The 12,335-nt window shown below is 63.1% G+C and carries 12 protein-coding genes and 3 pseudogenes; 11 read left to right on the top strand and 4 right to left on the bottom strand.

Annotated features, from left to right (window positions below; all coding sequences use genetic code 11):
- The first annotated feature begins 134 nt into the window (after nt 1-134).
- A complete protein-coding gene (locus tag BVER_RS34375; protein ID WP_050455117.1) occupies nt 135-314 on the top strand; it encodes an NAD(P)H-binding protein in 180 nt (59 codons plus the stop codon).
- A gap of 72 nt (nt 315-386) precedes the next feature.
- On the opposite strand, the gene kdpE is transcribed toward BVER_RS34375, so the two are convergent.
- The 4 genes from kdpE to BVER_RS22155 form a co-directional block, all read right to left on the bottom strand.
- Complete coding sequence (gene kdpE, locus BVER_RS22170; RefSeq protein WP_050455116.1) at nt 387-1,085, bottom strand: two-component system response regulator KdpE; 699 nt, start codon at nt 1,083-1,085, stop codon at nt 387-389.
- A 42-nt stretch (nt 1,086-1,127) separates the two neighbouring features.
- On the bottom strand, nt 1,128-1,928 hold the full coding sequence (locus BVER_RS22165; RefSeq protein WP_232316710.1) for a quinone oxidoreductase family protein: 801 nt from the start codon (nt 1,926-1,928) through the stop codon (nt 1,128-1,130).
- 87 nt (nt 1,929-2,015) lie between these two features.
- On the bottom strand, nt 2,016-2,408 hold the full coding sequence (locus BVER_RS22160) for a methylglyoxal synthase (protein ID WP_050455115.1): 393 nt from the start codon (nt 2,406-2,408) through the stop codon (nt 2,016-2,018).
- Entirely contained in the window at nt 2,408-3,187 is a 780-nt protein-coding gene (locus tag BVER_RS22155; protein ID WP_050455114.1) for an SDR family oxidoreductase, read from the bottom strand. The genes BVER_RS22160 and BVER_RS22155 overlap by 1 nt, the downstream gene beginning before the upstream one ends.
- A gap of 262 nt (nt 3,188-3,449) precedes the next feature.
- On the opposite strand from BVER_RS22155, the pseudogene upp reads away from it, so the two are divergent.
- From upp to BVER_RS31800, 10 genes and pseudogenes are all read left to right on the top strand, one after another.
- Nucleotides 3,450-4,102: pseudogene (gene upp, locus BVER_RS22150) on the top strand (uracil phosphoribosyltransferase).
- A 391-nt stretch (nt 4,103-4,493) separates the two neighbouring features.
- Complete coding sequence (locus tag BVER_RS22145) at nt 4,494-5,222, top strand: YebC/PmpR family DNA-binding transcriptional regulator (protein WP_050455113.1); 729 nt, start codon at nt 4,494-4,496, stop codon at nt 5,220-5,222.
- Nucleotides 5,223-5,477: 255 nt separating this feature from the next.
- Complete coding sequence (gene purD / locus BVER_RS22140; protein WP_050455118.1) at nt 5,478-6,767, top strand: phosphoribosylamine--glycine ligase; 1,290 nt, start codon at nt 5,478-5,480, stop codon at nt 6,765-6,767.
- Nucleotides 6,768-6,875: 108 nt separating this feature from the next.
- Nucleotides 6,876-7,823, top strand: a complete 948-nt coding sequence (gene hemF / locus BVER_RS22135; protein ID WP_050455112.1) for an oxygen-dependent coproporphyrinogen oxidase — start codon at nt 6,876-6,878, stop codon at nt 7,821-7,823.
- The gene (locus BVER_RS22130) at nt 7,814-8,515 is read left to right on the top strand and encodes a nicotinate-nucleotide adenylyltransferase (RefSeq protein ID WP_050455111.1); all 702 of its coding nucleotides are present in this window, start codon (nt 7,814-7,816) and stop codon (nt 8,513-8,515) included. Before hemF ends, BVER_RS22130 begins: the two co-directional genes overlap by 10 nt.
- Nucleotides 8,516-8,540: 25 nt before the next feature.
- Entirely contained in the window at nt 8,541-9,002 is a 462-nt protein-coding gene (gene rsfS / locus BVER_RS22125) for a ribosome silencing factor (RefSeq protein WP_050455110.1), read from the top strand.
- A gap of 4 nt (nt 9,003-9,006) precedes the next feature.
- A pseudogene (rlmH, locus tag BVER_RS22120) lies at nt 9,007-9,478 on the top strand (23S rRNA (pseudouridine(1915)-N(3))-methyltransferase RlmH).
- Nucleotides 9,479-9,535: 57 nt separating this feature from the next.
- Nucleotides 9,536-10,101, top strand: a pseudogene (locus BVER_RS22115) (Maf family protein).
- Between the two features lie 9 nt (nt 10,102-10,110).
- Nucleotides 10,111-11,580, top strand: a complete 1,470-nt coding sequence (gene rng / locus BVER_RS22110) for a ribonuclease G (RefSeq protein ID WP_050455109.1) — start codon at nt 10,111-10,113, stop codon at nt 11,578-11,580.
- Nucleotides 11,581-11,837: 257 nt separating this feature from the next.
- Nucleotides 11,838-12,215 carry a hypothetical protein gene (locus BVER_RS31800; RefSeq protein ID WP_157056168.1) on the top strand — a complete coding sequence of 126 codons (378 nt, stop codon included), beginning with the start codon at nt 11,838-11,840 and terminating at the stop codon, nt 12,213-12,215.
- Nucleotides 12,216-12,335 lie beyond the last annotated feature (120 nt).

Raw genomic sequence — 12,335 nt, 5'->3', positions numbered from 1 at the left:
GCTCAACGTCATGCCTCAACCTCTACTCGTGCGCTGCAGACCTGGCTGAGATGTGCGTTTACGTCTGCACCAGACTGCGTCGTCGGGTCCATTCCGGCAAATTCAATTTTGCAGGCCAGACTCATTATTCGCGGATGAAACGCGAAGCCGATGCCTACGTCGCGCGGCGCGGCGTGCCGTATGCGATCCTGCGGCCCGGTCCGCTGTCGGACGAGCCGGCGCGCGGCACCATCGCGCTCGCGGATGAAGACACGGAGTTCATGCCGCCGGTATCGCGCCAGGATATCGCGGACTTGGCGTCGCATATGACGTGAAGAACCGCATGATCGGCGTGACCGGCGGAGACATGCCGCTGGACGCGGCGCTGACCACGACGCCAACCGCGCTCAACTCGCCCCTGTCAGCCGATATCCCACGCCCGTTTCGGTGGCGATATGCTCGGGCTGCGCGGCATCGCGCTCGAGCTTCTGCCGCAGATGCGCCATGTAGATGCGCAGATAATGCGGGCTTTCCACATGCGACGGTCCCCACACGTCCAGCAGCAATTGCCGATGCGTCAGCACGCGCCCCGCGTGCCGCACGAGCGTCGCGAGAAGCCGATATTCGATCGGCGTCAGATGCACGTTTTCGCCGTTTTTCGTGACGCGGCGCAGCGCCAGATCGACGCTGACATCGCCGAAAGTGACGAGCGGCGTTTCGCTCGCCGCCGCCTGATTACGCCGCCGCAGATGCGCGCGAATCCGCGCCATCAGTTCCGAGACGCCGAAGGGCTTGGTCAGATAATCGTCCGCGCCCGCATCGAGCGCGGCGACTTTCTGTTCTTCCTGCGTGCGCGCCGACAGCACGATCACCGGCACTTCGGTCCAGCCGCGCAGTTCGCGAATCACGTCGATGCCGTCGGTATCCGGCAAACCGAGATCGACGATGATGAGATCCGGCTTGCGCGTCGCCGCTTCGACGAGACCTTGCTTGCCGGTTTCGGCCTCGTGCACGCTCATGCCCTGGGCTTTCAGCGATACGCGCACGAAACGGCGAATCTGTTTCTCGTCCTCGATCAGGACGACGTTGAAGGACGGTTCGCTCATGGTTTTAATAGATGGTGATTTGGTCTAACCGCCCTGCCCGATTTAAGGCAAAAAGATCGTCGAACCGGTGGTCTTGCGCGCTTCGAGGTCTTCATGCGCTTTCGCGGCGTCGGACAATGCGTAGCGCTGACGCACGTTCGTCTTCACCTTGCCCGACGACACGACGTCGAACAACTCCGCCGCCATCGTATCGAGATCGCTGCGTTTGGCGATATAGCTGAACAGCGTCGGGCGCGTGAAGAATAGCGAGCCGCGTCCGGCGAATTCGGACGAATCGATCGGCGGCAGCGGGCCCGACGAATTGCCGAAGCTCACGAACAGGCCGAGCGGCGCGAGACAATCGAGCGAGGCAACATAGGTGTCCTTGCCGATCGAATCGTAGACGACCGGCACGCCCGCGCCGTTGGTGATCTCGCGCACGCGCTGCGTGAAGTTGTCGCGCGTATAGACGATCGGGTAATCGCAGCCGTGCGCCTTCGCGAGTTCCGCCTTCACGCGATACGTGCGACGCAGCAGATACTGCGCGGTCAGCCCTTGCAGCATGATCGACGCGGCATCTTCGTAGCCGACCGAATCCGGCAGCTTAACGACGTAATCCGCCGATATCACACGCTCCTGCGCATACGCGCCCGGCGGACGCGACGCATACGCCACGCGATCGCCAGGCTTGAATTGCGTGACGCCCTCGCCCACCGCCGTCACTTCGCCCGCTGCTTCCATGCCGAGCCCGCCGGGCAGCGGCATCGGATAAAGACCGGTGCGGAAATACACGTCGATGAAATTCAGCCCGACCGCATGATGCTTCACGCGGATTTCGCCCTTGCCCGGCTCGCCCACGTTCACGTCGACCTACTTCATCACTTCCGGGCCGCCTGGTTTGTCGAAACGGATTGCCTTGGTCATCGCTCGTTCTCTCCTTTTATGGGATGGTCAGGACGCCCGCGCGAAGCGCAGACGAAGATCGTCGAGAATCATGCGCGCCGTCGCGATATTGGTAGCGCACGGCACGTTGTGCACGTCGCAGGCGCGCACGAGCGCGTTGATGTCCGGCTCGTGCGGCTGCGGCGTCATCGGGTCGCGCAGAAAGATCACGATATTCACGCGCCCTTCCGCGAGTTCCGCGCCGATCTGCAAGTCGCCACCGTGCGGACCGGACAGCTTGCGTTCGACCGCGAGTCCGTGCGCCGCCGAAATGCGCGTGCCGGTCGCGACCAGATCGCATTGCGCGAGCGTATCGACGAACTCGCCCGCGAGCTTGACGATGTCGTCCTTCTTCATGTCGTGCGCGATCAGCGCGACGCGGATTTTATCGGCGGCGTTCATCAGTAGGTGCCCGGATACGCGCCGCCGTCGATCAGCAGATTTTGACCGGTGATGTAGCCCGCGTGCACGCTGCACAGGAACGCGCAGGCCTTGCCGAATTCCTCCGCGTTGCCGAAGCGTCCGGCCGGCAGACTCTGCGCGCGCCGCTCGCGAATCTCGTCGATGGACACGTTCTGCGCCTTCGCCTGCGCTTCCATCGTCACCGCGATGCGATCGGTGCCGAAGGTGCCCGGCAGAATATTGTTGATGGTCACGCCGGTCGACGCGACCTTGCGCGCCACGCCCGCGACAAAACCCGTCAGCCCCGAACGCGCGCCGTTCGACAAACCGAGCACGTCGATCGGCGCCTTTACCGACGAACTCGTGATATTCACGATGCGCCCGAAACCGCGCTCGATCATCCCGTCGATGGTGGCCTTCATCAGTTCGATCGGCGTCAGCATGTTGCCTTCGAGCGCCTTGATCCACATCTCATGCGTGAAGCTGCGGAAGTCGCCCGGCGGCGGTCCGCCCGCGTTGTTCACGAGGATGTCCGGCTGCGGGCACGCGGCGAGCGCGGCGGCGTGGCCGGCGGGCGTGGTGATATCGCCCGCGACGGTTTTCACGTCGACGCCGTATTGCGCGCGGATATGCGCGGCGGTCGCCTCCAAGGTTTCGGCCGTGCGCGCGGTGATCACCAGATTCACGCCTTCGGCGGCGAGCGCTTCGGCGCAGCCGCGGCCGAGTCCCTTGCTTGCCGCGCACACGAGCGCCGTGCGGCCCGCGATTCCCATGTCCATCGTCACTCCTCCGTGTCGTTTCGTATTGGTCGAGCGTGAACACGCCTCTCGCGCATTCTAGAAGAATCGGGGCGGCAACGTCGGGCGCGCCTCTGGCCGAAAACTCGCACGAATATTCTTAGATCGCGTGGGGCTTTTCGGTAAACTGTCGCCACTGCCTGCTTCCGGGCTTTATGCTCGATGCGTTTCGCGTCGGCATCGACTCCGCGAGCGCGCACGGCAGCCCATCACCCGAGCAGGACGCGCATCGCGCGCGAGACCCATGAAACAAGACAGCCGCTTCCCGAATTTCTTCATCACCGATCACCCGCTGATCCAGCACAAGCTCACGCACATGCGCGACAAGGACACGTCGACGCGCACGTTTCGCGAATTGCTGCGGGAAATCACGCTGTTGATGGGTTACGAAATCACGCGCAGCCTGCCGCCACGACCAAGCGCGTCGAGACGCCGCTCCTCGAGATCGAGGCGCCCGTGATCGCCGGCAAGAAGCTCGCCATCGTGCCGGTGCTGCGCGCGGGCATCGGCATGTCGGACGGGCTGCTCGATCTGATTCCGTCGGCGCGCGTCGGGCATATCGGCGTGTACCGCGCGGAGGATCATCGTCCGGTCGAGTATCTCGTGCGCCTCCCGCCGGATCTCGAGGACCGCATGTTCATCCTGTGCGATCCGATGGTCGCGACCGGTTATTCCGCCGTGCACGCCGTCGACGTGATGAAGCGCCGCAACGTGCAGGCGGAGAACATCGTGTTCGTCGCGCTGGTGGCCGCGCCCGAAGGCGTGAAGGTGTTCCAGGACGCGTATCCGGACGTGAAGCTGTACGTGGCGTCGCTGGATTCGCATCTGAACGAACACGCGTATATCGTCCCCGGTCTCGGCGATGCGGGCGATCGTCTGTTCGGCACGAAGAACTGACGCCGCCGGCATTTCGCATCGGCCGATGAAGCCGCCGCGCCGCCCCGCGCGGCGGTTTGCGTTTACACGGCAAAACCCGCAGCGAAACCCGACGATGCGGCTTTGCCAGGAACCCGCGCGATTTCCGCACGATTTCCGTGCAATCCGGACGCATTCGGCGCATTTTCCGGTCGACGGCACGCGCGCCCGCCCCTGCCGGCGCGCGCCGCCATGATAAAATTTCAGTCTGTTCCTAATCGGGTCTCGTCACGCGGCGCAAAAACCGCGCACGCCGCGCCGCATGCGTTTCACGACGTTTTCGGCATCGCCCGCGAGCACGAACATAGTCGGCTTCACAGAAACATCACGGTATTTACTGCGGCGCCCAGGCGACGCACGACGGAGAAAGGTAATGGCGGGTCACTCGAAATGGGCCAACATCAAGCATAAGAAGGCCGCGGCCGACGCGAAGAAGGGCAAGGTCTGGACGCGGCTGATCAAGGAAATCCAGGTCGCCGCGCGCCTGAGCGGCGGCGAGATCGACACCAACCCGCGTCTGCGCCTGGCCGTCGACAAGGCCTACGACGCCAACATGCCGAAAGACAACATCAACCGCGCCATTCAGCGCGGCGTCGGCGGCGTGGACGGCGCAAACTACGAAGAAATCCGCTACGAAGGCTACGGCATCAGCGGCGCGGCGATCATCGTCGACACGATGACCGACAACCGCACTCGCACGGTCGCGGAAGTGCGCCACGCGTTCTCGAAGTTCGGCGGCAACATGGGCACGGACGGCTCGGTGTCGTTCATGTTCGATCACGTCGGCCAGTTCCTGTTTGCGCCCGGCACGCCGGAAGACAAGCTGATGGACGCCGCGCTCGAAGCCGGCGCCGACGACGTCGTGACGAACGAAGACGGCAGCATCGAAGTGATCTCGCCGCCGAACGATTTTCAGAAGGTGAAGGACGCGCTCGAAGCCGCGGGCTTCAAGGCCGAACTCGCCGAAGTGACGATGAAGCCGCAAACCGACGTCGAATTCTCCGGCGACGACGCGGTGAAGATGCAAAAACTGCTCGACGCGCTCGAAAATCTCGACGACGTGCAGCAGGTCTACACCAACGCGGTGATCGACGAGGAATAAGCGCCTTCGTTCAGCGCCCTCTTTCGCGGCGCGCCGGGGCACCTCGGCGCGCCGCTGGAACGGCTTTCGCTTCGGTATCCGAGAACCGGAGCATGCAATGCCAGATCGCCCGAAGGCGCGTGACGCAGCAGCAGTCAGCGCGAGCCGCCTTCGACCGGTCATGACGGCACGCCTGGCGCCCGTCGCGGGAACGCGCATCGCCGTTCCGTATCGCCATCGTCTTTACAGCCGCTTTTGGTCAATTCGGGGATTCACATGAAGTTACTCGTCGTCGGTTCCGGCGGCCGCGAACACGCGCTGGCCTGGAAGCTCGCGCAATCGCCGCGCGTGCAGATCGTCTATGTCGCGCCGGGCAACGGCGGCACCGCGCAGGATGAGCGTCTGCGCAACATCGACATCACTGATCCGGCCGCGCTCGCCGATTTCGTCGAAAGCGAGCACGTTGCGCTGACGGTTGTCGGGCCGGAAGCGCCGCTCGCGGCGGGCATCGTCAATCTGTTCCGCTCGCGCGGGCTGAAGGTGTTCGGGCCGACCAAGGAAGCTGCGCAACTCGAAAGCTCGAAGGATTTCGCCAAGGCCTTCATGAAGCTCCACGCGATTCCCACGGCCGAGTACGAAACTTTCACCGATATCGCCGCCGCGCATGCCTACATCGACGCCAAAGGCGCGCCGATCGTCATCAAGGCCGACGGGCTGGCCGCGGGCAAGGGCGTGGTCGTCGCGATGTCGCTGGAAGAGGCGCATGCCGCCGTCGATTCCATGCTCTCTGACAACAAGCTCGGCGATGCCGGCGCGCGCGTCGTCATCGAAGAGTTCCTGACGGGCGAGGAAGCCAGTTTTATCGTGATGGTGGACGGCAAGCATGTGCTGCCGCTGGCATCGAGCCAGGATCACAAGCGTCTGCTCGACGGCGACAAGGGTCCGAACACCGGCGGCATGGGTGCGTATTCGCCCGCGCCGATCGTCACGCCGCAACTGCACGCCCGCGTGATGCGCGAAATCATCCTGCCGACGGTGCGCGGAATGGAGAACGAAGGCATTCGCTACACCGGTTTTCTGTACGCGGGCCTGATGATCGACGCCAACGGCAATCCGAAGACGCTCGAATTCAACTGCCGCATGGGCGACCCGGAAACGCAGCCGATCATGGCGCGCCTGAAGGGCGATTTCTCGAAAATCGTCGAAATGGCGATCGACGGCAAGCTCGACGGCGCGGAACTCGACTGGGACCGCCGCACGGCGCTGGGCGTGGTGCTGGCCGCGCACAATTACCCGGAGACGCCGCGCCGTGGCGACCGCATCAACGGCATTCCTGCGGAAACCGATAATTCCGTGACCTTCCACGCGGGCACTACACTGACCGACGGCAAGCTGACGACCGCCGGCGGCCGCGTGCTGTGCGTGGTCGGACTGGCCGATTCCGTGCGCGGCGCGCAATCGGTGGTCTACGATACGGTGAATCAGATTGCCTTCGACGGCATGCAGTATCGCCGCGACATCGGCTATCGGGCGGTGAACCGCAAGCAGTCCGAGCGTCACGGCTAGGAAGGCCGTAGCTCACCAGGTCATCACGCTGCCGGACCGCCCTGTCCGGCAGCGTGCTTTTTAGAGTTTCGAATTTTTCGGCGCCCGCATGGCGCATCGCAGCAATCGATGAGTGAACCGAACGCACGCCACAACGACGACGCAACCCACGATATCGCAGCCGTCCGCGCCTATCTGACGGGCCTGCAGACGCGCATCGCCGATGCGCTCGGCGGCTTCGACGGCACCGCCTTCGCCACCGACGCGTGGGCGCGCGAGCCGGGCGAGCATCTGCGCGGCGGCGGCGTCACGCGCATGCTGGAAGACGGCGGGTTCTTCGAGCGCGGCGGCATCGGTTTTTCCGACGTGCAGGGCGACGCGCTGCCGCCGTCCGCGAGCGCGGCGCGTCCGCAACTGGCGGGACGCGGTTTCGAGGCGATGGGCGTATCGCTCGTGATGCATCCGCGCAATCCGCACTGCCCGACCGTTCATATGAACGTGCGCATGCTGACCGCCATCAAGGACGGCGAAGCGCCGATCTTCTGGTTCGGCGGCGGCATGGATCTGACGCCGATCTACGGCTACGAAGACGACGCGCGGCACTTTCATCAGACTTGTCGCGACGCGCTGGCGCCGTTCGGCGTCGAGTTGTATCCGCGTTTCAAGACGTGGTGCGACGAGTACTTTTATCTGAAGCATCGCAACGAACAGCGCGGCATCGGCGGGATTTTCTTCGACGATTTCTCGGAACCGGGTTTCGAGCGCGCGTTCGCGATGATGAAAAGCGTCGGCGACGCGTTTCTCAAGGCGTACTTGCCGATCATCGAGAAGCGCCGCGACGCGCCGTACGGCGAGGCCGAGCGCGCGTTTCAGGCGTATCGGCGCGGACGCTACGTCGAGTTCAATCTCGTCTGGGATCGCGGCACGCACTTCGGCCTGCAAAGCGGCGGCCGCACGGATTCCATTCTCATGTCGATGCCGCCGTCCGCGGACTGGCGCTATGACTGGAAGCCCGAGCCGAACACGCCGGAAGCGCGTCTGTATTCGGACTTTCTGGTGCGCCGCGAATGGCTGTGACTTCGAGCGCCAAACCCGGCGTCAAGCTCGGCTTCAAGCGCGTCGGTCTGCTCGGCGGCACCTTCGATCCGATCCACAACGGCCATCTCGCGCTGGCGCGCCGTTTTACGGAACTGCTGAATCTGACCGACATGGTGCTGCTGCCCGCCGGCCAACCGTGGCAGAAAGCGGGCGTCTCCGCGCCGGAACATCGCCTGGCGATGACGCGCGCGGCGGCCGAATCGCTCGATCTGGACGGCGTGCACGTGATCGTCGCCACCGACGAAATCGATCGCCAGGGCGACACCTACACGGTCGATACGCTTGCCCACTGGCGCGCGCGCGAAGGCGCGGAGGCATCGATCTCGCTGTTGATGGGTGCGGATCAGCTGGTGAAGCTGAATTCGTGGCATCGGTGGACGGAGCTGTTCGACTACGCGCATGTCTGCGTGGAAACGCGCGCCGGCTTCGATGTGGCGACGCTGCCCGCGCCGGTCGCGGCGGAGCTCGAACGGCGTATCGCCCCGGCGAAAACGCTGAAGGCGACGCCGCACGGCCATATGCTGATCGACGAGCGGCTGCTGATGGATATTTCCGCGACGGCCATCCGCGAGGAAGCGCAAACCATGAGCGGCGCCACCGATGCGCGGGCTCAGGTCCCATCGGCCGTATGGGACTATATTGTTCAACATCACCTGTACCGGTCACGGTAAATCAACGGTAGAGACTCGGGTAACTATGGAAATTCAAAAGCTGCAACGCGCCATCATCGACGGTCTGGAAGACGTCAAGGCGCAAGACATCAAGGTGTTCAACACGACCCACCTGACGTCGCTGTTCGACCGCGTGGTCGTGGCGAGCGGGACGTCGAACCGGCAGACCAAGGCGCTCGCCAACAGCGTACGCGAAAAGGTCAAGGAAGCGGGTGGCGATATCGTCAGCACGGAAGGCGAAGAGATCGGCGAATGGGTGCTGGTCGATTGCGGCGACGCGGTCGTGCACATCCTGCAACCGGCGCTGCGCCAGTACTACAACCTCGAGGAAGTCTGGGGCGACAAGCCCGTGCGCGTGAAGCTGCAGACGCCGAACATGTTCGGCGGCGCGCGCGTGACGGCTGACGAAGACGACGAGGACGAAGAAGACGCGAAGCCGGCCATCAAGCGTCCGGCGCGCAAGACCGTGCGCAAGACGAACGCCTGAGACCTTGAAGCTCGTCATCCTCGCCGTCGGACACAAGATGCCCGACTGGATCACGAATGGCTTCGACGAGTACGCGAAGCGCATGCCGCCTGAATTGCGCATCGAACTCAAGGAAATCAAACCGGAGCAGCGCTCGTCCGGCCGCAACGCCGAGAGCGTGATGGCGGCCGAGAAGCAGCGCATCGAAGCCGCCCTGCCGAAGAACGCCCGCGTGATCGCGCTCGACGAACGCGGCCGCGACTGGACCACGATGCAGCTCGCGCAGGCGCTGCCCGGCTGGCAGCAGGACGGACGCGATGTGGCGTTCGTCATCCGGCGGCGCGGACGGGCTCGATCCCGACGTGAAAGCGCGCGCGGACATGCTGCTGCGCATATCGAGCCTGACCTTGCCGCACGGCATGGTGCGCGTGCTGCTCGCCGAACAGCTTTACCGCGCGTGGAGCATCACGCAGAATCACCCTTACCATCGCGTGTGAGGCTGTTCGATAGTTGGATTTCGGATGCCGCGCGCGTCATTCGAATCCGACTCCGACATGCCTTCTCATCCCTTCGTTTATCTCGCCTCTCAAAGTCCGCGCCGTCAGGAGTTGCTGCGTCAACTCGGCGTGCAGTACGAACTGCTGCTGCCCCGCCCCGATGAAGACGCCGAAGCGCTCGAAGCCGAGCTCCCCGGCGAAGCCACCGATGCGTACGTCGTGCGTGTCTGCGCGCTGAAGGCGAAGGCCGCGCGCGAGCGTCTGCTCAAGGGCGATCACGCCACCGCGCCGATCCTCACCGCCGATACGACCGTCACCATCGACGGCCTGATCCTCGGCAAGCCGCAACATGAGGAAGACGCCGTCGCGATGCTCGAACGGCTCGTCGGCCGCGAACATGACGTGCTGACCGCGATCGCCGTCGTCGATGCACAAGGCGCGCTGCTCGAACCCGTGCTGTCGCGCTCGACAGTGCGCTTCGCCGCCGCCGATCGTGCTGCGCTGCAACGATACGCCGCGACCGGTGAGCCGCTGGGCAAGGCGGACGCATACGGCATTCAGGGCCGCGCGTGCCCCTATTCGAAACCTCAGCACTCTTGCGCGTGGCGCGCGTCCAGTTCTAAAAACAGGCCATGAACGAAGAAATCCTGATCAACGTCACACCGCAGGAATCCCGCGTCGCACTGGTTCAGCAAGGCGCCGTTCAGGAGCTTCATGTCGAGCGCATGCTATCGCGCGGACGCGTCGGCAACGTATATCTCGGCAAGGTCGTGCGCGTGTTGCCGGGCATGCAGTCCGCCTTCATCGATATCGGTCTGGAGCGCGCCGCGTTTCTGCATGTGGCCGATATCTGGCATCCGCGTATTGCGGGTGAATCGCATAATTCGCAGCCGCATACGCCCATCGAGAAGATCGTCTTCGAAGGCCAGGCGCTGATGGTGCAGGTCGTGAAGGATCCGATCGGCACCAAGGGCGCGCGTCTGTCGACGCAGGTGAGCATTGCGGGACGCACGCTGGTGTATCTGCCGCAGGAGCCGCATATCGGCATCTCGCAGAAAATTGAGAGCGAAGCGGAACGCGAAGCCGTGCGCGCGCGGCTCACGGCCGTCTTGCCCGCCGATGAGAAAGGCGGCTATATCGTGCGGACCATCGCCGAAGATGCCTCGAGCGAAGAGCTCGCGGCGGACGTGGCGTATCTGCGCAAGACATGGGCGACGATCGTCGCGCAAGCGCAGCGCGTGCCGCCGACCACCCTGCTCTATCAGGACCTGAACCTCGCGCAACGCGTGCTGCGCGATTTCGTCAACGACGAGACCACGCGCATTCAGGTGGATTCGCGCGAGACGTATCAGATGCTCGCGGATTTCGCGGCGGAGTTCACGCCGGCGGTGGCGTCACGGCTGCATCACTACACGGGCGAGCGGTCGCTTTTCGATCTGTACAACATCGAGGCGGAGATTTTGCGCGCGCTATCGCGGCGCGTCGATCTGAAGTCGGGCGGCTATCTGATGATCGATCAGACCGAAGCGATGACAACCATCGACGTGAATACGGGCGGATATGTCGGCGCGCGCAATTTCGACGACACCATATTCAAGACCAATCTCGAAGCGGCGCATACCATCGCGCGGCAATTGCGGCTGCGCAATCTGGGCGGGATCATCATTATCGATTTCATCGACATGGAAAATGTCGAGCATCGGGATCAGGTGCTGGGCGAGTTGAAGAAGGCGTTGTCGCGCGATCGTACGCGGGTGACCGTCAACGGATTTTCGCAACTCGGACTGGTGGAAATGACGCGCAAGCGCACGCGCGAATCGCTTGCGCATGTGTTGTGCGAGCCGTGTCCGACGTGTCAGGGCAAAGGCCAGGTGAAGACGCCGCGCACCGTGTGCTACGACGTGCTGCGCGAGATCATGCGCGAATCGCGGCAGTTCAATCCGCGCGAGTTCCGCGTGGTGGCGTCGCAGCAGGTGATCGATCTGTTTCTGGAAGAAGAATCGCAGCATTTGGCGATGCTGATGGATTTCATCGGCAAGCCGGTGTCGCTGCAGGTGGAGAGTAATTTGAGTCAGGAGCAGTATGACATTGTGTTGATGTAATCGACTTCGTTTCTTTGGAGTCGATGCGTTATTTCGATCGATCCCCCTTAAATCTCCCGCTGGTTACTAATTCCCGAAGCGCTATTGCTTTGGTGCACGACACACCTCATCTATCGAACGCCTGAAACCGATTCTCGGAATCGATGGGAATTGGTCGCGTGACGATGTCCGGTTTGTTGTAAGCACACCATTGTCGATTTGTCTTACAGACTATTACACTCTCTTTCAGGCCGGGACAGGCCATAACGGAGAGAAAAGTGAGAACAAAGCTGACGGTAATCGGTGCGGTGATCATGTTGGCAGCCTGCGGAGGCGGCGGCGGAGACAATGGAAACTCATCTACAACGCCTAGTGCCACGGCGGCCGGTCAATATACCGGAACAGTGAATAACCGACAGGCGGTAGTCACCGTCTTGGATAACGGCCGTTTCTATACTCAATACAGCGTGGCAGGGTCGTCTACTTCTTTGGGCGGTGTCGTAGCCGGTACGGTGTCGTCAAACGGCGGGACGATTCAAAGCGGCAGCGGATTCGATTACAACCTTGAAGGCGCTGGCGTCCAGTCGGTTTCCATCTCGGGCACTTATGCCGCAAAGCAATCGCTTAACGCAACCGTTGGCTATTCCAACGGGTAGTGTGCAGAATGATGTGCAAAAACGCTGAGGCGGCAGGAGCGCAGAGGCAGGGGTGGCCGTGGTGTAAGTTGATGAATGTCCAGTTCGTCAACCTGCCCTCGGGAGGGCTTACGCCATGGC

The organism is Candidatus Burkholderia verschuerenii, from assembly GCF_001189365.1.
Lineage (GTDB): Bacteria > Pseudomonadota > Gammaproteobacteria > Burkholderiales > Burkholderiaceae > Caballeronia > Caballeronia verschuerenii.
Note: the sequence above shows the minus strand (reverse complement) of the source record. Positions and strands in the feature narration are given on the sequence as shown.

What these genes read in the sequence shown, in the direction of transcription:
- BVER_RS34375 (WP_050455117.1), top strand. Translation starts at nt 135, where the DNA reads ATGAAACGCGAAGCCGATGCCTACGTCGCGCGGCGCGGCGTGCCGTAT.
- kdpE (WP_050455116.1), bottom strand. Translation starts at nt 1,085, where the DNA reads ATGAGCGAACCGTCCTTCAACGTCGTCCTGATCGAGGACGAGAAACAG.
- BVER_RS22160 (WP_050455115.1), bottom strand. Translation starts at nt 2,408, where the DNA reads ATGAACGCCGCCGATAAAATCCGCGTCGCGCTGATCGCGCACGACATG.
- BVER_RS22155 (WP_050455114.1), bottom strand. Translation starts at nt 3,187, where the DNA reads ATGGACATGGGAATCGCGGGCCGCACGGCGCTCGTGTGCGCGGCAAGC.
- BVER_RS22145 (WP_050455113.1), top strand. Translation starts at nt 4,494, where the DNA reads ATGGCGGGTCACTCGAAATGGGCCAACATCAAGCATAAGAAGGCCGCG.
- purD (WP_050455118.1), top strand. Translation starts at nt 5,478, where the DNA reads ATGAAGTTACTCGTCGTCGGTTCCGGCGGCCGCGAACACGCGCTGGCC.
- hemF (WP_050455112.1), top strand. Translation starts at nt 6,876, where the DNA reads ATGAGTGAACCGAACGCACGCCACAACGACGACGCAACCCACGATATC.
- BVER_RS22130 (WP_050455111.1), top strand. Translation starts at nt 7,814, where the DNA reads ATGGCTGTGACTTCGAGCGCCAAACCCGGCGTCAAGCTCGGCTTCAAG.
- rsfS (WP_050455110.1), top strand. Translation starts at nt 8,541, where the DNA reads ATGGAAATTCAAAAGCTGCAACGCGCCATCATCGACGGTCTGGAAGAC.
- rng (WP_050455109.1), top strand. Translation starts at nt 10,111, where the DNA reads ATGAACGAAGAAATCCTGATCAACGTCACACCGCAGGAATCCCGCGTC.